General features: G+C 68.5%; 20 protein-coding genes. 7 read left to right on the top strand and 13 right to left on the bottom strand.

All coding sequences use genetic code 11. The features are described 5' to 3' along the window. The first annotated feature begins 4 nt into the window (after positions 1-4). From aat to G5C50_RS15395, 4 genes are all read left to right on the top strand, one after another. On the top strand, positions 5-745 hold the full coding sequence (gene aat / locus G5C50_RS15410) for a leucyl/phenylalanyl-tRNA--protein transferase (RefSeq protein ID WP_165070825.1): 741 nt from the start codon (positions 5-7) through the stop codon (positions 743-745). A gap of 52 nt (positions 746-797) precedes the next feature. After that, positions 798-1,949, top strand: coding sequence for a Gfo/Idh/MocA family protein (locus G5C50_RS15405; RefSeq protein WP_165070823.1), 1,152 nt, complete (start codon positions 798-800; stop codon positions 1,947-1,949). Positions 1,950-2,186: 237 nt separating this feature from the next. Continuing rightward, positions 2,187-3,353: a dihydrodipicolinate synthase family protein gene (locus G5C50_RS15400; RefSeq protein ID WP_165070821.1), complete on the top strand. Its 1,167-nt coding sequence runs from the start codon at positions 2,187-2,189 to the stop codon at positions 3,351-3,353. Next, complete coding sequence (locus tag G5C50_RS15395; protein ID WP_165070819.1) at positions 3,350-4,189, top strand: sugar phosphate isomerase/epimerase family protein; 840 nt, start codon at positions 3,350-3,352, stop codon at positions 4,187-4,189. Before G5C50_RS15400 ends, G5C50_RS15395 begins: the two co-directional genes overlap by 4 nt. A gap of 7 nt (positions 4,190-4,196) precedes the next feature. On the opposite strand, the gene G5C50_RS15390 is transcribed toward G5C50_RS15395, so the two are convergent. From G5C50_RS15390 to G5C50_RS15360, 7 genes are all read right to left on the bottom strand, one after another. Continuing rightward, the gene (locus tag G5C50_RS15390; protein ID WP_165070818.1) at positions 4,197-5,321 is read right to left on the bottom strand and encodes a right-handed parallel beta-helix repeat-containing protein; all 1,125 of its coding nucleotides are present in this window, start codon (positions 5,319-5,321) and stop codon (positions 4,197-4,199) included. Between the two features lie 20 nt (positions 5,322-5,341). Then, the gene (locus tag G5C50_RS15385) at positions 5,342-5,746 is read right to left on the bottom strand and encodes a VOC family protein (protein WP_165070816.1); all 405 of its coding nucleotides are present in this window, start codon (positions 5,744-5,746) and stop codon (positions 5,342-5,344) included. A gap of 328 nt (positions 5,747-6,074) precedes the next feature. Beyond that, positions 6,075-7,319: a DUF1501 domain-containing protein gene (locus G5C50_RS15380; RefSeq protein ID WP_165070814.1), complete on the bottom strand. Its 1,245-nt coding sequence runs from the start codon at positions 7,317-7,319 to the stop codon at positions 6,075-6,077. Positions 7,320-7,548: 229 nt separating this feature from the next. Continuing rightward, positions 7,549-9,144 carry a DUF1549 domain-containing protein gene (locus G5C50_RS15375; protein WP_165070812.1) on the bottom strand — a complete coding sequence of 532 codons (1,596 nt, stop codon included), beginning with the start codon at positions 9,142-9,144 and terminating at the stop codon, positions 7,549-7,551. Positions 9,145-9,272: 128 nt separating this feature from the next. Next, on the bottom strand, positions 9,273-9,680 hold the full coding sequence (locus G5C50_RS15370) for a DoxX family protein (RefSeq protein ID WP_165070811.1): 408 nt from the start codon (positions 9,678-9,680) through the stop codon (positions 9,273-9,275). A 24-nt stretch (positions 9,681-9,704) separates the two neighbouring features. Further along, positions 9,705-10,811 carry a 16S rRNA (cytosine(1402)-N(4))-methyltransferase RsmH gene (rsmH, locus tag G5C50_RS15365; RefSeq protein ID WP_240907095.1) on the bottom strand — a complete coding sequence of 369 codons (1,107 nt, stop codon included), beginning with the start codon at positions 10,809-10,811 and terminating at the stop codon, positions 9,705-9,707. Positions 10,812-10,876: 65 nt separating this feature from the next. Beyond that, positions 10,877-12,127 (bottom strand): sialidase family protein, encoded by a 1,251-nt coding sequence (locus G5C50_RS15360; RefSeq protein WP_165070809.1) that lies wholly within the window; start codon positions 12,125-12,127, stop codon positions 10,877-10,879. Between the two features lie 177 nt (positions 12,128-12,304). Between G5C50_RS15360 and G5C50_RS15355 the strand changes: the two genes are divergently transcribed. After that, on the top strand, positions 12,305-13,486 hold the full coding sequence (locus tag G5C50_RS15355; protein WP_165070807.1) for a hypothetical protein: 1,182 nt from the start codon (positions 12,305-12,307) through the stop codon (positions 13,484-13,486). A 10-nt stretch (positions 13,487-13,496) separates the two neighbouring features. Here G5C50_RS15355 and G5C50_RS15350 read toward each other — a convergent pair whose 3' ends face one another. The 3 genes from G5C50_RS15350 to G5C50_RS15340 form a co-directional block, all read right to left on the bottom strand. Beyond that, entirely contained in the window at positions 13,497-16,442 is a 2,946-nt protein-coding gene (locus G5C50_RS15350; protein ID WP_165070805.1) for a beta strand repeat-containing protein, read from the bottom strand. A 169-nt stretch (positions 16,443-16,611) separates the two neighbouring features. After that, positions 16,612-17,409 (bottom strand): glucosamine-6-phosphate deaminase, encoded by a 798-nt coding sequence (locus G5C50_RS15345; protein ID WP_165070803.1) that lies wholly within the window; start codon positions 17,407-17,409, stop codon positions 16,612-16,614. A gap of 56 nt (positions 17,410-17,465) precedes the next feature. Further along, positions 17,466-18,437 (bottom strand): PIG-L deacetylase family protein, encoded by a 972-nt coding sequence (locus G5C50_RS15340; RefSeq protein ID WP_165070802.1) that lies wholly within the window; start codon positions 18,435-18,437, stop codon positions 17,466-17,468. A gap of 405 nt (positions 18,438-18,842) precedes the next feature. Here G5C50_RS15340 and G5C50_RS15335 point away from each other — a divergent pair, with 405 nt between their 5' ends. After that, entirely contained in the window at positions 18,843-20,258 is a 1,416-nt protein-coding gene (locus tag G5C50_RS15335; protein WP_165070800.1) for a glucuronyl esterase domain-containing protein, read from the top strand. A gap of 39 nt (positions 20,259-20,297) precedes the next feature. On the opposite strand, the gene G5C50_RS15330 is transcribed toward G5C50_RS15335, so the two are convergent. Beyond that, a complete protein-coding gene (locus G5C50_RS15330; protein WP_165070798.1) occupies positions 20,298-20,828 on the bottom strand; it encodes a hypothetical protein in 531 nt (176 codons plus the stop codon). An 89-nt stretch (positions 20,829-20,917) separates the two neighbouring features. Continuing rightward, the gene (locus G5C50_RS15325) at positions 20,918-21,448 is read right to left on the bottom strand and encodes a cyclic nucleotide-binding domain-containing protein (protein WP_165070796.1); all 531 of its coding nucleotides are present in this window, start codon (positions 21,446-21,448) and stop codon (positions 20,918-20,920) included. 292 nt (positions 21,449-21,740) lie between these two features. Between G5C50_RS15325 and G5C50_RS33040 the strand changes: the two genes are divergently transcribed. Further along, positions 21,741-23,498, top strand: coding sequence for a hypothetical protein (locus G5C50_RS33040; RefSeq protein WP_165070794.1), 1,758 nt, complete (start codon positions 21,741-21,743; stop codon positions 23,496-23,498). Between the two features lie 80 nt (positions 23,499-23,578). Here G5C50_RS33040 and G5C50_RS15315 read toward each other — a convergent pair whose 3' ends face one another. Further along, positions 23,579-24,934: a Gfo/Idh/MocA family protein gene (locus G5C50_RS15315; RefSeq protein WP_165070793.1), complete on the bottom strand. Its 1,356-nt coding sequence runs from the start codon at positions 24,932-24,934 to the stop codon at positions 23,579-23,581. Positions 24,935-25,026: the final 92 nt, after the last annotated feature.

Genomic DNA, 25,026 nt, shown 5'->3' with positions numbered 1-25,026 from the left:
CCCCATGTCGCTTTTCCGACTCGGCCCCGACCCGATCTTCCCGCCCCCCCACCTGGCCGAGCCGGAGGGGCTGCTGGCGATCGGCGGCGACCTCTCGCCGGACCGGCTGATCGCCGCCTATCGCCGGGGGATCTTTCCCTGGTACGAGCCGGGCGGGCCGATCCTCTGGTGGTCGCCCGACCCTCGGCTCGTCCTGTTTCCCAGCGAGCTGCGGGTCTCGCACCGGCTGCGGCGGACGATCCGCTCCGGCCGATTCGAGATCCGTCGCGACACCGCCTTCGACCACGTCGTTCGCGCCTGCGCGGAGACCCCGCGGGGCCATGAGGACGGCACCTGGATCACGTCCGAGATGCAAGCCGCCTACGGGCAGTTGCACCGCATGGGCGTGGCTCGAAGCGTCGAGGCCTGGCGCGACGGCGAGCTTGTGGGGGGCGTTTACGGCGTGCTGGCCGGCCGCTGCTTCTCGGGCGAGTCGATGTTCCACGTCGCGACGGACGCCTCCAAGGTGGCCCTCGCGGCGCTCGTCGAGGATCTGGCCGCCGAAGGGGTCGAGATGCTCGACTGTCAGGTCCGCAGCGAGCACATGGTCAGCTTCGGCGCCCGGGAGATCCCGCGTGACGAGTTCCTGATGCGGCTGGCTCGCGGGCTCGGAGACGACCCCGCCTCCGCCCGGCCGCCGGTCCGCCGTCTCGCGACCCCGCGCGTCGGGGTTCTCGGGCGGCTCCTCTCTCGCGAACGCCCCTGATCCGGGCGAGCCCACGCATCGCATCCATGTTTCGATTCGTTTGAGGACGAAGATGTCAGAGCATCGCATCGGCGTCGTCATGCACGGCGTCACCGGCCGGATGGGGATGAATCAGCACCTGATCCGATCGATCGTCGCCATCCGCGACCAGGGGGGCGTGACGCTCTCCAACGGCGACCGGATCGTCCCCGACCCGCTGCTGGTCGGCCGCGACGCCGAGAAGATCGCCGCGCTGGCCCGGCGCGTCGGCGTCCCGCGCTGGACGACCGACCTGGACGCGGCCCTGGCCGACCCCAACGACGAGATCTTCTTCGACGCCGCCACCACTCAGGGCCGGCCCGCGATCCTCCGCCGGGCCATCGCGGCCGGCAAGCACATCTACTGCGAGAAGCCCGTCGCCGTCGACCTGGAACAGGCCCTCGGCCTCGTCCGCGAGGCTCGCAAGGTCGGCGTCAAGCACGGCGTCGTCCAGGACAAGCTCTGGCTGCCGGGCGTGATGAAGCTGAAGCTCCTCCGCGACGCCGGCTTCTTCGGCCGAATGCTCTCTGTCCGCGGCGAGTTCGGCTACTGGGTCTTCGAAGGGGACCTTCAGCCCACCCAGCGCCCGTCGTGGAACTACCGGGCCGAGGACGGCGGCGGCATCATCCTGGACATGCTCTGCCACTGGCGATACCTGGTCGACAACGTCTTCGGCCCGATCAAGAGCGTCTCCTGCCTGGGCGCGACCCACATCCCCGAACGTCGCGACGAGCGCGGGCGGCCCTACAAGGCCACGGCCGACGACGCCGCTTATGCGACCTTCGAGCTGGCCAACGGCGTGATCGTGCAGATGAACAGCTCGTGGACCGTCCGCGTCCGTCGCGACGACCTGCTGACCTTGCAGGTCGACGGCGTCCTCGGATCGGCCGTCGCCGGGCTGACCGACTGCCGCACCCAGTCGCGCGTCAACACCCCCAAGCCCGTCTGGAACCCGGACGTCCGCAACACCCACGACTTCTACGCCGACTGGGCGAGCGTCCCCGACACCGTGACCTACGACAACGCCTTCAAGGCCCAGTGGGAGCTGTTCCTGAAGCACGTCTACGGCGAGGGCGAGTTCCCCTGGGACCTGCTGGAAGGCGCCAAGGGCGTGCAGCTCGTCGAGTTGGGCCTGAAGTCCTGGCGCGAGCGGCGATGGGTCGACGTCCCCGAACTGGAGGTTTGAGAGGCTGTCCCGTAGGATCGAGTGGCGGCCTTTCGACGTCTTCCCCCCTGGAGGGGGAAGACAGACCGCGCAGCGGTCAGATGAGGGGGACGACCGCCGTGGGATCGAGAACGCCCCGTCGGGTGTGCGTCCAACGCCGCTCATCCCCCTCATCCGGCCCTCCGGGCCACCTTCCCCCTCCAGGGGGGAAGGCCGGCTTTCCTTTCGTCCGCATCCTTTCAGGATCGACTCAGAGCCATGCCCCGCGTGAATCTCCTCAGCCGCTCCGGCGCCGTCGAGCCCTACACGATGCAGGGAGCGCGGTCGTGGAAGCCCCCCGCGCGACCGGAGTTCAACCGCGTCGCCTTCTCGGCCGCGCACGTCGTGGCCGACGCACGCAGCGCGGTCGATCCGTGGATCGGCGCGGCCGTCGACTGGGACGCCACGCTCCGCTATCGCGAGCACCTGCTGTCGCTCGGTCTGGGGATCGCCGAGGCGATGGACACCGCCCAGCGCGGCATGGGGCTGGACTGGCCCACGGCCCTGGAACTCATCAAGCGGACCGTCGCACTCGCGAAGGGGAAGCCCGGCGCGAAGGTGGCGTCGGGCGTGGGGACCGATCAACTCGCCCCGCGACCAGGGCTGACCACCGCCGACGTCATCGCCGCGTATGAGGAACAGGCCGAGGCCGTCGAGTCCGTCGGCGGGCGGATCATCCTGATGGCCAGCCGGGCGCTGGCGGCCTCCGCGCGATCGGCCGACGATTACGAGCACGCCTACGGCGCGATCCTCGGCCGCGTCCGCGAGCCCGTGATCCTCCACTGGCTCGGCCCCATGTTCGACCCGGCGCTGGCCGGCTACTGGGGCTCGGACGACCTCGACGAGGCGATGGACGTCTGCCTCCGGATCATCGGCGACCACGCCGCGAAGGTCGACGGCATCAAGATTTCCCTCCTCGACAAGGACAAGGAAATCGACATGCGTCGCCGCCTCCCCGAAGGCGTGAAGATGTACACCGGCGACGACTTCAACTACCCCGAGCTGATCGAGGGGGACGACCGAGGATACTCGCACGCCCTGCTGGGGATCTTCGACGCGATCGCCCCGGCGGCCTCGGCTGGGCTGCAGGCTTTGGGGGCGAACGACCTGGGCGAGTATCGGCGGATCCTGGAGCCGACGGTCCCGTTGTCGCGGCATATCTTCGCGGCCCCCACGCGGTTCTACAAGTCGGGCGTCGTGTTCCTGGCGTGGCTCAACGGCTGGCAGGACCACTTCGTGATGGTGGGCGGCCAGCAGAGCGCCCGCAGCGCCCTGCACTACTCGGAGCTGTTCCGCCTGGCCGACGCCGCCGGCCTGCTCGACGACCCCGACCGCGCCGCCTCGCGGATGCGGTCCTTTATGGCCGTGCAGGGGATCGAGCCGTGAGCCACCGCCCGCCCGATCCGAAGCTGCTCTCGATCAACACGGCCACCGTCCGCAAGCGCTGGAACCTCGGCGAGATCTTTGAGGGCTGCGCCCGCCACGGCATCCAGGGTGTCTCCCCCTGGCGCGACCAGGTCCAGACGTTCGGCCTGACGGAGTCGGCGAAGATGGTCCGCGACCTGGGCTTCGTGGTCACGGGCTACTGCCGGGGCGGCATGTTCCCCGGCTCCACACCCGAGGAGATCGTGGCCGCCCGCGACGACAACCGACGCGCCGTCGACGAGGCCTGCGAACTGGGCGCAACGTGCCTCGTCCTCGTCGTCGGCGGCCTGCCGAAGGGCTCGAAGGACATCCTCGGGGCGCGGGCGCAGGTCCGCGACGGGATCGGGGAGTTGCTCGACTACGCCCGCCCGCGCAACATGCCGCTGGCAATCGAGCCCCTGCACCCGATGTACGCCGCCGATCGCGCGTGCGTCAACACCACGGCCCACGCCAACGACCTCTGCGACGAGTTGGGGGACGACGGCCTGGGGATCGCGCTCGACGTCTATCACGTGTGGTGGGATCCTTATATCCACAGGGAGATCAACCGCGCGGGGAAGAAGCGGATCCTGGCCTTCCACATCTGCGACTGGCTCGTGCCGACGCGCGACCTGTTGCTCGACCGCGGCATGATGGGGGACGGCGTCATCGACATCCCATCGCTCCGCGCCGCGGTTGAGGGCCAGGGGTACGAGGGCTTCCACGAGGTCGAGATCTTCTCCGGCCAGGACTGGTGGGAGCGGCCTCCCGACGAGGTCCTGAAGACCTGCATCGAGCGCCATCAATCCTGCTGCTGATCACGGTTCACGGCTTCGGGCGAGGGTCGGGGAACTTCGGGTCGAGACGCAGGTCGCCGGCCTCGGCGTTGCTGAAGTGAGGCTCGACGCCGTAGACGCCGCCAGCCTCGGCGACGGGGAGCGTCGGTCGGCTGCGATCGGGCGTGTCGAGGGCGTACCAGGCGTTGCCGGCGAACGCGAACGTCTGGGGCGCCGTGCCGGAGCCCACGTTGACGGCCGTCTTCATCTCATCGGTACGGAAGACGATCAGGTTGCCCTCCACCCGGCCGTTCCGCGAGGCGACGAAGCCCGGCGTTCGGTTCTCCTGGAGGATGCGGAATCCCCAGTAGCGCGGGCGATAGACGACGTTCCGCCGCACGGTCGCCCCGTCGACGCCGACGAACGCGACGGCCGCCGCCGAACCGACGAACGTGCAGTCCTCGACGAGCAGGTCCTTCGCCTCGAAGCCCTCGGGCCTGGGGCGGAAGAAGGCCGTACCCGTGCTGCCGCCGAGGTTCACCGCGCGTTCGCCGGCGTGCTCGAAGCGGCAGCGACGGACCGCCACGTTCCGGCTTCCTCCCTTGATTTGCACAGCGTTCGCCCCGGCGCGGTCGCCGTGGCGGAAGGAGCAGCCGACGATCTCGCCATCGCGACAGCCGACCATGTCGATCGCCGAACCGCCCAGGCCCCAACGTTCGACGGTGCAGTTCTCGACGCGGAAGTCGGCCAACCCGGAAAGCTTGATCCCGTCGTGGTTGCCGTCCGGGCCGACGTCTCGGACCCGCAGCCCGCTGAGAACTACGTGGTGCGAGGGCGCTTCCATATCGCCGCCGTCGTCGATATTGATCCCGTTGTCCGTGGCCCGCTCCACCACCAGGTCACGCAACTCCAGGTGAGCGACGCGCGACAGGTGAATGGCGAACGCCATCCCGCGGAAGACGGGCGGATGCTTCGGGTCAGCGCCGCGGATCACGATCGGCGCATCGGGCTGGCCGACGAGGTCGCGCGCGAAGACGCCTCCCTTGTACTCGCCCGGCGCGATCCGGATCGTCGTCCCGGCCTTCGCCGTCTCGATCGCCCGGCGCAGGGCCGCGTCGTCGGCGACGTCCACGTCTCCGATCAGTCCGACCAGCAGAGGCAGGATCAATCGCATTGTGACTCCTCCATGAACGATCAAGCGAACGGGACGTTCAACTGCCACGAGACGCCGAACCGGTCGTTGAGCCAGGCGAACGCCGCGCTGAAGCCGTACTCGCCGGGGGGCATCAATAGAGTCCCGCCCTCCGACAGCCTGGCGCAAGCGGCGTCGAACGCGGCCCGTTCCTCGAGGTCGACGAACAGGCTGATCGACGGCGTAAAACCGAAGGCGTGGACCGGCGGGCTGTCGATCGCGCGAAACGGGCGGCCGGCCAGGGTGAAATTGGCCAGCTTCACGGTCCCTTCCGGCCCCATCTCGCCCGGCCCGTAGAAGACGATCGAATCGACGGCCGAGTTCGGGAAAAGGTCGACGTAGAACCGAATCGCCTCCTCAGCCTGCTTCCCCTGGAACATCAGGAACGTCGTGACGCTGGTCGGCATGGCCTTGGGTTCCTTTGGGTCCGTTCGCGACGACGTTTCCAGCGGTCGCTCGCTGCAAACCATTTATCACCAAGAAGCTACAGCGATTTGCCGGACGCCGAAATTGGGTTCGCTCGACGACTTTCGTCGTCGTTGCGACAGCCGGCTCTGCAAGCGGAACAGGGTCTTCGGCGGTCGTGCCTATCCTGTCTTCGTGCGGTAATCGCACCAGGACCACAGCACGCCTCAAGTAGGATGATACGACCGAATTCAAGTTGCCACCCCCACGCACGGGGAATCGGCGCAGGCGTCGCAATCCGTCGTGTTCGGCGTGAATCGACCTGGGGGATCAGGCCAGCAGTTCGGGGATGCGGCGGCCTTCGCTGAGCTTGATGGGACGGCTGGTGACGGGGGCGATGTTCTCCCGGGAAGGGTCGAGGCCCAGGGAGGTGAGGATGGTGGCGTGGACGTCGGCGACAGGGATGGGGCTTGTCGGGTCCTTGACGCCCTCGGGGTCGGTCTCGCCCAGGGCGAAGCCCGAGCGGAGGCCGCCGCCGGCGAGGGCCAGGCTGAAGCCGTTGGTCCAGTGGTCGCGGCCGCCGAACGGATTGATGCGCGGGGTCCGGCCGAACTCGCCGCAGCAGAGGACGATGGTGCGCTCGAGCAGGTCGCGGCGGCGGAGGTCGCGAATCAAGGCCGCGAAGGCCGGGTCGAGGATCCCCGCCTGGCGACGGTGGATCTCATGGTTGTTGACGTGCGAATCCCAGCCGTTGAGCGTGACCTCCACACAGCGGACGCCGACCTCGACGAGACGGCGGGCTGCTAGACAGCCGCGGCCGAAGGGAGAGTCGCCGTACTCCGCCCGGATCTCGGCCGGCTCGCGCGAGACGTCGAACGCCTTGAGCTGCTCCGAGGACATCATCGCTCGCGCCGCTGCGACCGAGCGCTGATGGAGCGTCGCCTCGACCCTGGCGGTCCGACGGCGGGCGAACGCGCGGTTGACGACGTCCAGATCGAGGGCCCTCTGGGAATCGCGGCCAAGTGCGACGGGGGTGACGACGTCCGGCAGCTTCCCCTTGGGGTCGTCGACCTGGAAAGCGTCGTACTCGCCGCCGAGGAATCCGCCGCGACTAGGCCACTGGCCGGTCAGGATGGAGACGTGACGCGGGATGTCGGTCGTTCCGGTCGGCAGTTCGTGGCAGCAGATCGCGCCGATGGATGGGTGGATGACGGTCGGATCGGGGCGATAGCCGGTCTTCAGCATGTACGTCCCGCGCTCGTGGTCGCCTTCCTTGCTGGTCATCGACCGGATCAAGGCGATCGAGCCCATCTCCTCGGCGAGCCGATCATACCCGGCGGCCAGACTGACCCCCTTCACGGCCGTGGCGATCGCCTTCGTCCCGCCGGCGGCGTTCGAGTCGGGATGAGGGTCGAAGGTCTCAAGCTGGCTAGGGCCGCCGCCGAGCCAGAGGAGGATGATCGAGCCGGCCGGCCCGTCGGTCTTCTCGGCCTGGCGCGCGAGCAACTCGGCGGCAGGGGTCATCCAGCTCAGCCCGGCGAGGGTCGTCAAGAAGCCGCGACGGTCGAGGTGCATGGGCCGGCTCCTTCGTACAGACTGGGCCTGGGATACGAGTCGAGACCATAACGGCCTTCCCCCCTTGAGGGGGAAGGTGCCCCGCAGGGGCGGATGAGGGGTGGAGATCTAGGAACTTCTGGATCTAAAACGTATCTGGAAATCCACCGCTGGTCGTCCCCCTCATCTGACCGCTGCGCGGTCTGTCTTCCCCCTCCAGGGGGGAAGACGCCGGAAAGCCCGACGTTCCTCAATGGTTCCATGAGAATTCCGCCGAGTTGAGCAGGGTCCAGAAGAGGTCGGCGATCAGGTTGATGCGGTCGTCGCGCTTCGCCCCCTGCAGACGAGGGGTGAAGTGGGCGGCCTCCTCGTCGGACGGGCGACGGCTGAGAACGCAGAGATAGGCCAACTCGACGGCTTTCGAGCCATCGGGGGCGAGATCGGCGATTCGTCGCGAGGCGTTGAAGAAGTCGCCGCGGGTCTTTTTCTTAACCAGTTCGCCGTTCATCATCAGCAGCCGTTGGGGGAGCGTGCCGCCGAGAGGGGAGAACTCGTCCTCGCCGGCGTCGCCGTAGCGGCGGACGAAGTTGTTGCCGTCGACATAGGCGACGAAGCGAGAGGGCCACGACGAGCCCGGCCCGAGGGTCGAGATCGAGGCCGACTGGGCCAGCCCGCCGGCCACCTGTTCGGGCCGCAGGCGGGTCATGGGGAAGGCCGCCCAGGTCTCGTCGTTGGGGGAGACGGCCTCTTCGGGCAGGTCGACGCTCTCCAGCCGGTAGACTTCCGTGGAGGCGATCGCTCGGATCAGTCGGCGAAGGTCGTGGCCGTGCTCGACGAAGTCGGCCGCGAGCAGGTCGAGCGCCGGGGGTGTGTCGGCGGCGGCGGGGAGTTCGTCGATCGGGTCCACGAGCGGTCGGCCGACCAGGACGGCCCAGACGCGGTTGACGGCGGCTCGGGCGAAGTAAGGATTGCGCGAGTCGACGACCCAGCTCGCCAGGCGCTCGCGGGGCGGTCCCTCAGCGGGGAGAAGTTCCGGATGCGAGGGGACGGTCGGCTCGACGTCGATCGGCTCCTTGGTCTTGCGGTCGAGCGGTCGATACTCGTTCTTGGCGTCGGAAACGCCGCGAAGGTTCGATCGAACGCCGCCGAAGAACGCGGCGAGCCCCCGGAAGTCGGCCTGCTTCCAGGGCTGGAACGGGTGGTCGTGACACTGAGCGCAGTCGATCCGAACCCCCAGGAAGGCCCGCGAGACCCGCGCCGCGAGCCGGTCGGGGTCGGGCCGCTGGGTCATCTCGTCGCGGGTGACGGTGACGAAGTTGACGGCCGGGTGATCCGTCCAGATCCCCTGTTCGGCGATCAATTCGCGGACGATCGCCGAGTACGGCCGGTTCTCCATGATGGCGTCGCTCAGCCAGGTGGTGAACCGCCGTCGCCGAAAGACGATGAACGGCCCACCTTCAACGCCGACGAAGGCCCGGGCGAACCGCTCCGCCAGATGGTCGGCCGTGCGACGGTCGCGGAGCAGCACATCCAGCCAGGCGTCGACGCGCTTGCCGGGCTCGATCGCCTCAAACCGTCGGACTTCCTCCAGCGAGGGAACCGTCCCCGCCAGCCCCAGGCTGAGCCGGCGCATCACCGTCAACTCGTCGGCCGGCGAGGCGGGCTCAATCCCCTGGTCGGTCCAGCTTCGCCGAAACGCTTCGTCGACCCGCGCCGAAACCTCAGGCCGCGCCGCGACTTCCCGCAACGGCCCCCGAACCGGCGAGGCCGAGCGGATCACCCCGCGCCCCGTCGCCAGCCCGCAGCCAAGCACCACGCAGAGGAATCCGACGTCGCGGAGTCGCATGGAAACGAACCCTTCGGACCTGTCGGCCGCACCGATCCTGGAAGCTGATACCCCGGCTGACGGCTCATCGTTTCAAGGACGCGGCATCGACTTCGGTTAGGCCGTCTTTCGACGTCCTCGCGATTCTTTCATGAGCTGCCGCCCGGCGTCGAAGAAGACCCCCACCTGGTATAAGCATACGCCCAGAGGATCAGAAGCCCCTGCAGCGGCAGTCTCAGGAGCAGCAAGGTCGGCGAGATCCCGAACCTCTCGGCGTGTTGGTACATGAAGACGTTCGCCGGGAAAACGGCGACCAGGAGCGCGATCAGACCCCAGGCGGCCAGCCGAGATGTCGCTGGGATCATGAGCGCCACGCCCAGGGCGATCTCGAAGAAGCCGCTGACCAGCACCAACTCGCGGTGGAACGGCAGGTAGGGCGGCATGATCTTCATGTAGGCTTCAGGCCTCGCGAAGTGGGCGACGCCTCCGACGATGAAGAGGGCTGCGAACGCCGCCTTGCCTGCCAGTCCCGCGACCCTCCGCGCTCCGACCGCCATCCGATCGCCCCCTTCGCATCGCTGCTAAGCCCGGACTGCGTACCTCAGTTTGGCCGACGACGACCGGGGATTGTCCCGCCTCTCCGCGGCCGAGGCCCGCACCACGTCATCGGCGATCGAGGCGTAGACGCCGTCGCGGAGGCCGTCCTTGAACGCCGATTTCACCCGGCGGTCCTCGCCGGAGTGGAACGTAAGGATGGCGACCCGGCCGCCCGGCTTCAGGCAAGCCGGCAGCACGCGCAGGAATTCGGTCAGGGCCCCGAACTCGTCGTTGACCTCGATCCGGATCGCCTGGAACACCCGACGGACCACGTCCTCCGCGGCGTCGCTCGAGAGCCCGAGCCTCTCAGCCTCCCCGCGGACGACCTCCGCGAGCCCCTGCGTGGTCTCGATCGGCCCGGCCGAGTGCGCGCGGAGGATCGCTCCGGCCATCGCGAGGGCGTGCGGCTCGTCGGCGTTCTCGGCGAGGATCCGGGCGAGCGCCGGCCGGCTCAACCCCGAGAGCAGGACGGAGGCGGGACGCCCCTTCGCTTGATTCATCCGCATGTCGAGCGGGCCGGCGACCTTGAAGCTGAATCCGCGATCAGGGTCGTCGATCTGCATCGACGAGACGCCGAGATCCGCGAGCAGGACGTCCGCCCCCGCCGGCGACTCGTCGGCGAGGAATCGCGGCAGGCCCGCGAAGTTCATGCGTCGCACGACGAGCGACTCCGGAGGGAAGCCCAGCCCCCGCAGCCTCGCCTCCGTCCTGGCCAGTTCGATCGGGTCGGCGTCCATGCCCAGCAGCCGACCGCCCGGCTGCACGGCCGCGAGCAGCAAGCGGGCGTGGCCGCCATAGCCCAAGGTGCAGTCGACCGCAACCTCCCCCGATCGGGGCTCGAGCATCGTTAAGATCTCGGCCGCCATGATCGGCCGATGCGTCCCGGCCGGGGTCTTACCCCCGGCGATCACCTTCGCCACGTCGTCCGGATAGCGATCGGGCTGATGTTCCTTGTACTTCTCATGGAAGTGGCGTGGATTCCGGCCGAGGTAACGGACCCGACGCTTCGGTTTTTCTGGCGAGGGCTCGGTCATGAAATACCGGGTGCTGGGTTTCGAAGGCGTCGGGACGAACTTCAGCTTACGGCCCATCCGGCTGGCCGTCCATCGGCGGACGCCCAGTCAGGACGCGCCGCCGTCCCGACCATTCCCCACGTTCACCCCACCAGCCGATTCGGCCGCGACCAACGAATGCGGGCAAGGAGGAAGTCGCCCCACCAGGCTTCCTTGGGTCGGTTTTCGCCGACGGTGACCCACGATTCCTCGGGCGAGGCGTTGACGACGTGGAAGTTGCCCATCAGCGGGATGCGAGCGGGCTCGGCGCGGGCGTCGCCGACGATGGGGAGGGCGACGCGTTCGGTCGAGCGAATCAGGCGGAGGCTTGAGCGGTCGACCTCGGCCAGGAAGAGAGGCGACCGCCAGCGGACGACCTTGGCGTTCTCGTCGGTCTTGCGGGTGTAGACGAGGAAGAGGGCGTCCGAGTGCGTCAGCCAGTGCTGCTGGGTGGTGCTCATGGCGAGGGGCTCGCCGTCGTCCCAGCACCAGGGCCGCATCGGCTCCCAGGCCAGGCCGTCGGGCGACGTGGCGACGTAACCGCGATCGTCCTCGGCGCGGATCGTCATGTAATAGCGGCCGTCGAGGGTCGTCAACGAGGGTTCCAGCAGGCCGCGCTTGGCCCGAAGTTCGAGCACCGCGCCGACGCGGCGGATCCGCAAGGAACGACCGTCGAACGAGCAGAGAACCGACGTAACCAGGCGGTCCTCGCGGTTTTCCGATCCAAACGTGAGCGGGATCAGGACGTCGCCGTCGGCCGTCATGATCCGCTGCGAGCAACCGCAGGAGTGGATGGCCGAGGCGCGAGGGTCGTCCCATTCAAGCCGCTGGGGAGCAGACCACGTCCTGTCGGCCGAACGAACGACGTAGACGGGCTTGCGATGCGGCTGCGGTCGGGCCAGGACGTTGTTGCGATAGAAAACGTCATGGCCGATCGCCAGCACGGTGCGCGTGGCCGGGTGGAACTCGGGGACGACGTCGCAGACGCCTGCCTCCAGGCCGTCGGTGAACGGGGATCGCCCCAGGCCGGGAATCGCCGCGGGTGTGGTCCACGTCCGACCGAGGTCGCGCGAGGCCGTCCAGTGGATCGGGCCGAAAACGTCCGAGCCGTGGATCGTCTGCAAGGTCGCCAGGACCTCATTCTCCTGGCCGCCGGGGACCAGGCAGGCCCTGGGATGGAACCAGGCGGGCGTCCCCGGTCGGCCGGGGATGGCGACCTCGCGGGAGATCGACGAAATGAAGTCCGATCCTCCCGCCCGCGCCCCTGCGCCTGTCAGAGCCAATCCCGCGAGCCCCGCCGTCTGGGCGAGGAACCGCCTCCGGGATGAGATCGAGTCGAAAGCCGGTTCTCTCATCGCAAATCCCCCCGTGGCTTCTCGATACGACGGCCGGCGGATCGTAACACGGGGGTGGAGGAGTCACAAGCCACGGCGCTGATACGTCAAGGCAGCCTCGTTGACGATTCGGCTGGATGGTGGGACGATGACGAAGAGGCGTGAAACCAATCGCCTCGCCTTTCGGTATCTCCATTTATGGACACCGCCATCCTGCTCGACGAAGCGCCGGCTGAGGTCAGCCGTTTCGAGGTCCCGCCTCGAAGGCGGCTTGTTCCGCGCTTGTTCATGTGGCTGATGCGTGGGATTGCGTCGGCGGTGGGGTGGGTTTTCGGGATGGTCTCGCTGGTGCTGGGGCTGGCGGTGCTGTCGTCGACGCCCGTCTTGCAGTTCCTCAGCCTGGGGTACTTGCTGGAGTCGTCGGCGAGGGTCGCGCGGAGCGGGAGGCTGCGGGACGGGGTGTTCGGGGTTCGACTGGCGGGCCGGGTCGGCGGAATGGCGCTGGGGACGGTCGTTTCGATGGTCCCGCTCTGGCTGGTCTCGTCGTATGCGGCCTCGGCGGCGGTCATCGATCCGGGGGGGCCGGCGGCGCGAGGATTGCGGCTGGCGACGATCGCCGTCTGGGGGCTGTCTTGCGGGCACGTCCTGACGGCCTTCCTGCGCGGAGGGCGGTTGCGTTCCTTCCTCTGGCCGTTCGGCGGTCCGTTCTGGCTCAAGCGGAAGCTCCGCGAAGGGGGCCTGCTTGCAGAGTCGACCGACGGCTTCTGGGGGTTCCTCGCCCGGTTCCGGCCGGCCTATTACTTCCGGCTGGGATTCGTGGGGTTCGTGGGAACGTTCGCCTGGATCGCCCTACCGTCGGCCATGATCGCCGGGACGACGCGGTTCCCATTGCTGGGGCCGATCGGGATGCTCTGCCTGGCGATCGTCGCGCCTGTGATCCCGTTCCTTCAGACGAGCTATGCCGTGGAAGGGAAGGCGTCTGCGCTGTTCGGGCGCAGGGCGGCCCGCGAGCGGTTCCGACACGCGCCCTGGGCCTTCGCGTTCGCGCTCTTCGTCTTGCTCGCGGCCTCGATCCCGCTCCACCTGCTCAAGATCGAGATGATCCCCCGCGAGGCTGCGTGGCTGCCGGGGCTGGTCTTCGTGGTCTTCCTCGCACCGGCGCGACTGCTCGTCGGCTGGGCCTACGCGCGGTCGCTCCGGCGCGAGCGGCGGAGTCACTGGTTCTTCCGGCTGCTGGGGAAGCTCGCCATCGTGCCGGTGGCCGTCATCTACGTGCTGGTCATCTTCTTCTCGCAGTACACCTCGTGGGGAGGCGTCTGGAGCCTCTTCGAGCAGCACGCGTTTCTGACGCCCGCCCCGTTCCTGTACTTCGACCTCTGATACGGCTGGATCACGACTCCACGATGATCCCCGTGGCCTTCGAGGTGTCGACGTTGCCGAGGGCGTTGTCCTCGATGGTGTTGTCGCGAACCACGGTCACGGCGACGTTTCCGATCGCCTGCAGGCCGTAGCCGGCGTTCGACTGGATCCGGTTGTTGGCGACCCGGCCGTTGCGGGCCGACTTGATCAGCACGCCATTGGCGAGATTGTATGCGATCAGGTTGGCCTGACCGTCCTCGGCGCCGCCGATGGAGTTGTTCGACGTACCGGGGCCGAGGTAGACGCCCCCCAGCAGGTTGCCCAGGGCGCTGGTCCCTCGGGCGTCGGTGCCGATGTATGTGTTGTAGATGACGTTGTCGCGAGCCGAACCGACGATCTCGATCCCATATCGGCCGTTGGCCGAGGACGTGTCGCGGGGCTCGATGGACGGCTGGTATCCGCCGACGGCGTTGCCGTGGGCTCGGCCGGAGATCTTGATCCCGCTGCCGCGGTTGGGGATGGGGGCGTTGATCGCCGTGTTGGTCCCGGTGGCCGTGTCGGTGATCTCCACGCCGGTCGCCTGGCCGCCCAGCTCGATACCGTTGCCGTAGTTGCCCGAGATGATCGACGTCCGGACCAGGTTGTTCCCGCCCGTCGAGGTGATCAGGATGCCGTCGCCACGGTTGGGGGCGGCCCCGCCGAAGGCGAAGACGCCGCCGAACGTGTTGAACGAGACGAAGCCGCTGGCCCGGTCCTTGACCTCGATGCCGTTGCGGTTGTTCCCCGAGATCACGTTCCCCAGCGGGATGATCCCGCCTACCTGAGTGTTCCGCGACGATCCCGAGATCAGGAGACCGTCGCCGCCGTTGGCCACGATCACGGCGTTGTTGGCGCCGACGCCCATGAAGTTGGCGTGCACGGTGATGTCGTTGGAGTTCGTGACCCGCAGGCCGTTGCCGCCGTTGCCCGAGAGAACATTGTAATAGACGAACGGGCTGTTCTGGACCGTGCAGCCGATGAGCGAATTGCCGTCGGCCCGGTCGATCGCCACGCCGTCCTTGCGATTCCCCAGCGCGGAGTTCCCTGAAGCGTCGGTGCCGACGAAGTTGCCGCTCAGGGTGTTCCCCGTCGCGCCGCCGGTGATGAGGACGCCGTTGGCCCGGTTGCCCGAGATCAGGTTCCCTTGCGGCGGACGGACGATCACACCCGCCGTGGGATCGTTGCCGCCGGAGTCCGTCCCGCCGATCATGTTTCCCCGGGCCCCATTCGTGATCAGGATCCCGTTGCGGCCGTTGCCGCGCTTCTGGGTCCCGGTCATGTCGGTCCCGATGTAGTTCGTGGCGATCCGATTGTTGTTCGAGCCGTAGACGCCGATCCCCTCGCCGCCGTTGCCGGAGATGACGTTGGAGAGTTGGTAGGCCGTATTGACCGTGGCCTGATAGGAGACGGTCCCCTCCGTCGAGGCCGCGATCCCGACCACCTGATTGCCCATCACCGCGTCCGACGTGGTGATGCCGCTGGCGCCGGGCACCTTCACGGTGACCCACGTCCCGTCGCCGAACGTCCCGTCCGCGTTGCGCTTGACGGTCACGAGGGCCGCCTCGCTGAAGGCGCCGCCGCCGATCTGAGCGGACATGCCGGCCAGCGTATAGACGCCGTCCTCGACGCTGCTGATCCCCTCGAAGTGGGTCAGCAACTCCACGCCGGCGGGGCCGTCGGGATAGGCGAACGTCTTCCAGTTCGAGAACACGCCGGTCGTCGCGTCGTAGTCGACCATGTAACCCATGCCGAGCGGCGTATCACGCCCGGGAGTCGCCGGCAGGGTGGTCCCGCCGACGATCGTGTAATGCGAACGGCCGTTGTCCCAGATGCCGTAGGCCGTGTTGCTGACCGAGCCGGGATAGACGACGTCCGTGACGAACGTGCTGGTCGCCAGGTTGTAGATGAAGGCGTGACCTGCGTCGAGGGGGGCGCCGGTGGAGTTCGAGCTGTCGTAATTGCCGACGGCCAGGTCTCCCATCGTGCTGTGGACGTAGGTGAACTGCGCGCCGGGATAGGCGATCGACTGATAGTGCGAGGCGTCCGTCAACTCGGCGGTCGTCCCCTGGAAGACGAAACCCGAGACCGTGTCCTCGCCGGTCCGATAGCTGCCGACGAGCCGCACGCTGCCGTCGCTGAGGAGGTCGGGCCCGTAGACGCTGGTGGTCGCCGCGCCGGGGTAGTTGACCAGGTAGCTCGTCCCGCCCTGGCCGCTGATGGGTCCGTCGTAGAGCAGGCCGTTGCTGCCGGAGGTGCCGGAGATCAGGTAGTTGCCGGCGACGCTCGAGGCCCGGATCCCCTGCCAGCCGGTGACCGGCTGGATGCTCACGGAGTCCGTGTTGTAGTAGGTCACGTCCGTGACCGGGTCGACGCGGCCGATCAGGTTGTCGTGCGACGAGGCGGCGATCGTCACGCCGTCGCCCCGGTTGCCGGCGACCGTCGAACCGTTCGCGAGGAGCCCGATGTAGTTCCCCTGCACGGTGATCCGCGAGGCCTCAAGCGTCACTCCGGCGTTGCCGGCCTTGACGATCGAGAGCGAGGTCAAGGTCGACCCGTCGCTGCCAGCCGCGAACCGGACCCCCTTCGTTCCCTGGAAGTTCACCGTCACGACCGGCGATCCGGCGAACGTCGGCGCGGAGGAGCCGTCGATCGTCACGCGGTCGGTGATCGCGGGGAGGCTCGCCTTGCGGTTGAGGTTGATCGTCCCGGCGACCTCGAAGTCGATCTCATCCGCCCCGGGATGGGCGTTCGCCATCTGGATCGCCCACCGCAGCGTCCCCTCCCCCGAGGCGGCCAGGCTCGTCACCGCGAACGAGGCGGGGAGCCGCCGGTCTTCCAGGATCTCGACGCTTCTCCCTATGGGCGTTCGCGACGAGCGACGAATGGTCGAGTTCTCGGAAGTCGTCCGCGGACGTCGGAAGGGGCGAGGCGTCGTCATGGTGCGTCCTTTTTGAGGTCGACGCGGCGCGTGAAGACGTCTCGACAGGAGAGGACGGCCCCTCCACGACGTCTTGCAACGGCCGGTACGGTCGACTATAGGACGCGACGCCGTCCGACGAGAATTCGACAGCTAAGCCTTCTTAATCCGTGGATCTGACGACTGCGTTTCAGCCCAGTTCCGCGGCGGCGGGCTCGTCGAGGAGCCAGACCACCTTGTCGGCGACCGTCCGCAGCAGCGAGGCGGGGAGGGACGCCGTGATCGGCCCCTTGAGGGCCTGGGTCACGACCGGGGCCTTCTTGGGCCCGGTGGCGAGCATGATGATCGAGCGCGCCGCCAGGATCTGGCGGACGCCCATCGTCAAGGCGCGGGGGATGACGGCCTCGGCCGAGCCGAACTCGCGGACGGCGTCAGCCTTGGTGATCGGATGCAGGTCGACCATCCGGGTGGGGAGCGCGGCGAACTCGGCCGGGGAAAGCTCGGAAGGCTCGTTGAAGCCGATGTGGCCGTTGCGGCCGATGCCCAGCAGTTGAACGTCAAGGCCGCCGTCGGCTTCGATCCAGCGGTCGAACTCGGCGGCGTGATCGGCGGCGGCCGATTCGGGAACCGTGCCGTCGAGGACGTGGGCGCGGTTCGGGGCCAGGTCGACCCGGCTGAAGAGGTTCCGGTGCATGTAGTACCGGTAGCTCAACGGGTCGAGGGGCTGGATCGGGTAATACTCGTCCAGGTTGTAGCTGACCACGTCCCGAAACGACAGCGAGCCAGCCTTCACCCGCGCGGCGAGATCGTCGTAGACCCTCTCGGGCGTCGCCCCGGTGGCCAGGCCGAGGATCGCCTTGCCGCGGGCGGGGACCGCTTCCGCGACGACGCGGGCGATCCGATCAGCCGCGGCGCGGCTGGCGGCGGCGGCGTCGGGGAAGACGATCACGGTCGAGTCAGCGACGTGCAGGGTACGTTCGGCGGGCATCGGCGACGGGCTCGCTGCGGGGTGACGGATTCAGAGGGCGGACCAAACCGAGACGGTCAGGCCGAGGGGGCCTTGGCCGGAACGGCTCGCGGAGGCTCGACGGCCAGCGGCGCGGCCTGGGCCGGAGCGGAAGCCGCGGCGGCCCGCTCGCGAAGCAGACCGAGGGCCTGGTGGATCGGGTCGGGCGGGTTGTTGGTCGCGCGGCAGGGGTTGTAGGTCTCAAGCTCGAACAGCTCGACCCCCACAAAGCGATCGTCGGTCCGGTGGGCGCGGCCGGAGAGGCTGTGGCCCTCGGCCCATTCACGGGTCAGGGCGGCGTAAGCCCGGCCCAGGTGGGAGCAATACTGGGTGTAGTCCGTCAGCAGAATCTGCGACGCATGGCAGTGGATCGCCCACTCCTTGGTGCGCTCGGACTCGCCATCGTAGGCGAAATAGGCGTTGGGCTGCGGCAGCGGGCCCCAGGGGGTCCAGCCGGTCATGACCAGGGTGTCGTGCAGACCAGCGCCGAGGAGGCCAACCGCGGCGAGGGCGCGGGTGACGCGGTGGGCGGCGTGGGCGTCGTTGACCGGCGGGACGATGATCGCGCCGGGGCGACGCTTCGAGAACCAGTCGACGACCTTCTGGACGTCGCCGTCGGTCGGCTGGTAGCCGGGCTGACGGTAGCCTTCCAGGTTCCAGCAGACGGCCTCGGCCCCCAGGACGTTGCACTCCAGGAGGAACTCGTTCTCGCGCATCGTGATCTTTTTCTGGTCGTTCAACCAGGGCGCAGCGACGTTGCGCTCGCCGGCGAAGACCAGAACCTCGATCACCGGATGGCCGCGGCGGACGGCGTACTCGTGCAGCAGGCAGGCGGCCGTGATGGCCCCGTCGTCGGCGTGGGGGCAGAGCATCACCAGCGGGCGGTTCGGCCCCAGCGCAGTGCGGAGAACCTCCCGGACGTCGACCAGCTGGCCATGGGCTCCAGACGTCGTGGCCGCGCGGAGAAGGCCGTCGAACTCAGGGTGCCTCGTCGGCGATGAATTGTTCATGGCTGCGTTTGAATGAGCTTTCGTCCGGGATTCTTCGGCTCGGTGAACCACGCCCACGGGTGAGGCGGGACCACGGCTCGACCTGGACGGGGTCGGTCGGCTGCGGTCGATGGTCTGGGGGAGGCGCGGGGCGGATCGGCGCGTCGCGCCGAAGGTCGTCGTGAGACGGGGCGTCCGGTGGGATTCCGCCCAAAGGCGGCTTCCCGCCGTGAAAGGCGTCGCGGTCTGCGCCTCGCCCCTTCATTGTGCATCGGCCCCTCGGCGTCGTCAACCGACGTCTACTCGAAGCAACCTTGCGGCTCGACGATTCCACAACCGCCGGCGGCTTCCTCCGGGCGCCGGCGACTGCTACAACTCGATGGCGTCGCCGCGTCGAGATCCCAAGCCTCCTCGGGGCCCCCTCCCATGCCGAAGACGACGCTTTCCACCCTGTGCTTCGTGCTGTTCGCCGCCTCCAGCGTCGCCCAGGAGCCGAAGCCTGCCGGTTCCACTCCTTCCCGGCCGACGGCGCAGGAAGACCACCGCCAGATGATGGACGCCCTGGGGATCAAGTCTCTGCGACCTGGGGCCGACTCCCGCGGCAATGGGCCGAACGCCGTCAACTACGACGAGTCCAAGGTTCGTTCGTTCACGCTCCCCGATCCGCTCGTCTGCAAGGACGGCACGAAGGTCGCCACTCCCGACGAGTGGTGGAAGAAGCGCAGGCCCGAGATCGTCGAGGACTTCGACCGCGAAGTCTACGGCCGGGTCCCGGCGGACGTCCCCGCGGTGAAGTGGGAAGTCGTCGAGACGAAGGAGGAGAAGGTCGGCGCGATCCCGGCCGTCGTCAAACGGCTGGCGGGTCGAGTGGATAATTCGCGAGCGCCGCAGATCGAGGTCGCCATCCAGCTTACTTTGACGACTCCCGCCGACGCCAAGGGCCCCGTCCCGGTGATGCTCGAATTCGGGTTCGGCACCTTCGGCCCTCGTCCGGGAGGCCCAACGGCGAAGGGGGCCGCGCCCAAGGCCGCCCCGCCGGGGTTTGGCAGCGGCCCGTCGTCGCGGGAACAGGTGCTGGCGAAAGGCTGGGGCTTCGCCGTGGTCGTACCGAACAGCATCCAGGCCGACAACGGCGGCGGCTTGACCCAGGGGATCATCGGACTTTGCAACCTGGGGAAGCCCCGCAAGCCCGACGACTGGGGAGCGCTCCGCGCCTGGGCCTGGGGAGCGAGCCGCGTCCTCGACTACTTCGAGACCGATCCCGTCGTCGACGCTAAACAGGTGGGGATTGAGGGCCTCTCTCGGTACGGCAAGGCCGCGCTGGTGGCGATGGCCTACGACCCTCGATTCGCGATCGGCTTCATCGGCTCCTCGGGAGAAGGAGGGGCCAAGCTCCACCGTCGCAACTTCGGCGAGTTGGTGGAGAATCTGACGGCCACCGGCGAGTACCACTGGATGGCCGGCAACTTCCTTAAATATGGCGGGCCGCTCACCCCGGACGACCTGCCGGTCGACGCCCATGAGTTGATCGCCCTGTGCGCGCCTCGACCCACGTTCATCAGCTATGGGGCGTCGTCCGGCCCTGGAGCCGAGGGCCAGTGGCTCGACCAACGCGGCAGCTTCCAGGCCGCCGTCGCCGCGGGACCGGTCTTCCGGCTGCTAGGCCGGAAGGACCTGGGAACCTCGGAGTTCCCCGAAGTCGAGACCGCCCTGACCGACGGCGAACTCAGCTTCCGTCAGCACAAGGGCGGGCATACCACCGGCCCCAACTGGCCCACGTTCCTGGCCTTCGCCGACCGCTATATCAAGCTGAAGCCCGTAGCGGCCCCTGACGGCAAGTGACTGCGACTCCTTCGTTGCAGGATTGTTCCTTCGGAGAGTCTAAAGAATCAGTTCGATCCAGGTAACGAGGAAGGGTGAGAGGATCCACAAGACGCCCAGCATTCGGCCCGCACGGTCGATCAAATCCGGCTCGGGTCGCCACCGCCCACTGACGGCGAGGGTCAGCCACGATACGGCCACGGCGAGGCTGTAGAAATCGATCCGCGCGACGCTGAAGATGAGGTCGATCGCCCAGAAGTACGGCTCGGCGGGCCTTGCTTGGACCTCGGGCCTGAGCCATCCGTTTGCCTGTTCAACCACGATGAACGCCAGGCTCAGGGCCACGGCGTCACAGGCTGCCAGGCCCGGCAGACGGCCAATGCGACGAGGCCGCGGCCGGCGAAGCCGCAACGGGATGAGGACGATCGTCAGCGCGAGCGCGAAGAGGATAATCGTCAGCCTGGCGGCGAAGCTTCGGGACATGCCCGGCATCACCCGCAGGCTGAGTTGCGTCGCGCCAACTCCTACGCCGACGGCGGCCACGAGCATCATCGTGTCGGCGAAACTCAGCCGTCGCAGGGGAGCGGGCATGGCCGTCGGCTCCGCAGGACTGTGAGGACCGGGGCAGATACCTCGAGGCTTCCAGGGATCATAGACCGCGCCGCCTTCCGGATCCGGCTTTAAATGGAGTGCTCCTCGAACAGCCGGGTGCGGAACCGGGACCACTCGGAGACGTCCTCGGCGTGAGGGTGTTGCCGGAGGTAGTCGGCGAAGAGCTGGTCGAGGAGGTCGAAGCGTTCGGAGACGGCCCGGAGGACGGCGACGGCGAGAGCCTCCGCGGCGCGGGGGTGGTCGCGGCGGAGCGTTTTGTAGGCCGGATGATGGAGGGTCAGCACCCAGACGTCGGAGGTCGCCTGGACGGTGACCTGGGGGGGATTCGGTCGGAAGAACGAGGTGGTGCCGAAGACCGCCGGGGCTTTCAGCGTCGTGATGTGGTCGGTTCGGCCGGTCTCCGAGCGGCGGACGATCTCGGCGGTCCCTTCGATCAGAAACGCGAGGTGGTCGTTCGGCTGCCCCTGCGCCAGCAGGGTGGCGCCCTTGTGCGCTCGTTCCTCAGCCAGGGACTCAAGAATCTGGTGCTTGATCTCGCGTTCGGTCGATTCGAGCCAGGGGGCGGCCATGAACCGTTCTGCGGCTTCGGCGTTGATCATCGTCCGTCCTTCCTCCATCCGTCGCGCACGCCTCGCACTTGGGGCTTCAGCGTATCGTCTTCGCCCCGATAGTTCAAATTCTGCGGCCCGCGGCAGACTTTGTCGACTGAAGCGATTCTCCGCGATAGCGGGGTCGCACCCTCGGGGGGACGTCCGGAGGGGTTGGAATCGCCCGAGACGGCCGGTCGCGAATGCCGATGGAAACGGTCGGATGATTCCGGAACGGTCCGGCAAGGATGCCAGAAGGGCCGCGGTCGCGTGGATCGCGCCGCTCCAGGCGGGAGGATACGCCATGAGGACGTCGCGGGTTGCAGGCTTGGCGGTTTGCTTGCTGCTGGGAGTCTCCGGCTGCGCGGGGCTCCACCATCGCCCAGCCGCGACCGCGGAGGGGCCTGTCGCGACGACCGCGGCGCCCTCGGCCGGGGGGATCCGGGCATGGTGGTCCCGGAAGTTCCATCGAGGGACGGCCTACCAGACGACGGCTGGGTCGGCCCCTGGGTTCGCCGTCCCCGCCAACGCCTGGCCGGCGTCCGCGCCGTCGGGCGGAGGGTGGCCGGCGATCTACCAGTTCTCAAAGCCGCCGTGGGTCACACGGCAGCCGGAACGGGCCCCCATCTTCAGCCGAAACACGACGACGCCGGAGTCGCAGTCGAAGATGACCGCGGCCGAGGCCAACGAGGCGATCGCCCGGATGGTGCGGGCTCGCAAGAACGACGATCGAATCATGCCGGTCCGCGGCGATTCCGCCGACTTCCAGGACCCCCCCACGGCGGGCGATTCGGAAAGCTCATCCGCCCTCTACAGGCCCATTCCACTGCCTGGAGCGCTCGCCGCTGAACCGGAGTCCGGCCCGGCCGTCGTCGTGGACGAGCCCCACCCGCGCGTCCCTGACGACGCCCCTAGCCTCCTGCTCGATCCCGCCGTACCGGCGACCATTCGCAGGAGCCCCATCGAAGCAAAGCGCGAACCAGCGCCGGCCGCCCCTCCGGAGCGGGTTGCAATGACCGAGCGCAACGAGGAGGCCGCTCGACCCGATCCCGCGGCCGACGAGGAGTTGCTGCGGTCCGCCCAGCTTCCGCCGCCGCCGCCGATCCGTCCCCTTCCGGGAGGCGGCGTTGAGCCTGAGAAGCCGGCGGCGCCCGTCGTCCCCCTCGACACCCCCAAGGAGGCTCCGGCCAAGCCGGCCGACGCCCCCAAGCCCGTTGAGGAGCCGAAGCCCGTCGAGCCGGCCCCCGCGCCCAAGCCCGCCGAGGAGGCGCCCGCGAAGCCCGCTGAGCCGGCCCCCGCGCCCAAGCCCGTGGAAGAACCCGTGAAGCCCGTCGAGCCGGCGGTCGCCCCGCCCCCGCCACCGGCTGTCGAGTCGTTCCCCGTGCCCACGCCCCCCCAGCCGAAGGCTCAGCCCACGATTCCGCCTCCGCCGTTCACTCCGGCCCTGGCCGTCGAGGACGCCACGGCGCCGTCGGCCGTCGCCCAGACGCCGGTCGCGCCGATGGCTCAGGTCCCGGTCGCGCCGGTCGCTCAGATCCCCGTCGCCCAGCCCCAGACGTATGTGCCGACGATGGTCGTCGCGGAGGCTGCTCCCTCGAAGGCCAAGCGGTGGTCGTTCTGGAACTGGAAGGGGTCCAAGGGGGGCTCGACGTACGCCTCGCCGCAGTCGATGCCCGCGCACCTGCCGCCGGCCACGTTCCCCTCGTCGTATGAGTCTTACTGGGCCAAGCCGCTGAAGCCCTGCCCGCCGAGCGAACGGTTCCCGATGGCCTCGCCGCAGGCCACGGCCCACTCGCACGAGTGTGAGGCCGTCGCCGACAAGGCCCCGTGCTGGCTCGTCGAGAAGCTCAAGGGCAAGGTCGAGCGGATCAAGGCCTGGAAGGAAGAGCACATCTGCCGGCACATCAAGGACTTCAAGGCGGCGCTGAAGGGCGGGAAGTGCCACGACTGCGAGGCGAGCGTCAAGGCGACGCCCCAGGCCGTCCCCATGCCCTCGCCGCAGGTGCTGCCCACGTCCCAGAATCTGCCGGTCATCGGAGGCTCGCGCTTCGGGCTCTATTGAGCCTCCGACCGACGTGAATCCGGGCCCCGGCCGCGTCCTCCTCGACGGGGGAGGCGCGACCGGGGCCTTTTTTCGTTGGGTCAGGAGAGCGACCACCCCGGGCGATAGTCGCGACGCAGGAACGGGTCGGCCTCGGACGCGTTGGTCGCGCGGAGGGCCTCGGCGTCCCAGATCAGCTTCTTGCCCACGCGGTAGGCGACGTTGCCGAGGTGGTTGGCCTCGGTGAGCCGGCCGGCGTAGTCGAAGTTGCAGGTGGTCGGAGCGCCCGTCTTGCAGGCGTGGATCCACTCCGCATGATGGCCGAGCGACTTGGGGATCGTGGGCTCGGGCCGCTTGTAGTCGCGGAACTTCTCCTCGGGCAGCAGGAGGTGGCGGCCGTAGTCGGAGACGAGCATCCCCTTCTCACCGACGAAGAGGACGCCGCTGTCCCACTTGGGGATCTCGCCTGCGGTCCACGGCTCGGGCTTCATCGCTCCCTGGTACCAGGTCACCTTGACGGCCGGCTGCTCTCCCTTGGCTTCGTACTCGTAAACAGTCTTCATAGTGGCCGGGGCGATCTCCGGATGCGCGGCCGGTCCAAAGGCCTCAATCGTGCTGGGGGCGTTGAGCTTGAGCGCCCAGAACGGCAGGTCGATCCAGTGGCTCCCCAGGTCGCTCATCGTGCCGTTGCCGAAATCCCACCAGCGGTACCACTTCGGCCCCGGGAAGTAGACCTCGTGGAACGGCCGCGCCGGCGCGGGGCCGAGCCAGAGTTCCCAGTCGAGCCCCGTCGGGATCGGCGACGAGCCCGAGGGACGTTCCAGGACGGAGACGATGTCCTTGTTCTTGGCGGCGTCCTCGGGCGACTGCCGTCCCCAGGCGCGGCCGACCCAGACGTGGGCTTCCTTCACCGGGCCGATCGCGCCGGCCTGGACCAGCTCGACGACGCGTCGGTAGTTGTCGCTCGCGTGGATCTGGGTCCCCATCTGGGTGGCGACCTTGGCCTTGGCGGCGGCCTCGCGAATGATCCGGGCCTCCCAGACGTCGTGGGTGAGAGGCTTCTCGCAGTAGACGTGTTTGCCGAGTTGCAGGGCCGGCAGCGTGGCGAAGGGGTGAGTGTGCTCGGTGGTGCTGACCACGACGGCGTCGTAGCTCTTGAGGTCGTCGAACAGCTTGCGGAAGTCGCGGTACTGCTTCGCGCCGGGGTGCTTGTCGGCGGCCCGAGCGACGGCCGCGTCGTAGACGTCGCAGAGGGCGACGATGTTCTCGCCGCCGACGTCCTTCAGGTTCGACGCCCCGCGCCCGCCGACGCCGATGCAGGCGATGTCGAGCTTCTCGTTGAGGTTCCGTCCCCGCACCACCGCCGGCGCTGCGAACGCGCCCAGGGCCAGCGCGGCAGTTTGATGAAACCGCCGCCTCGAAACGCGCGTCGGGCTGATCGTCGACTCGTCGGCCATGAGCTGCTCCCCTCCTCTCGTGCGCCTGGCCCCCGCCGGACGACGCTCGCCCGGCCCCTGGGTCCGACGCCCGAGCATCGCCGAGCCGACGC

Source organism: Paludisphaera rhizosphaerae, assembly GCF_011065895.1.
Taxonomy (GTDB): Bacteria; Planctomycetota; Planctomycetia; order Isosphaerales; family Isosphaeraceae; genus Paludisphaera; species Paludisphaera rhizosphaerae.
Note: the sequence above shows the minus strand (reverse complement) of the source record. Positions and strands in the feature narration are given on the sequence as shown.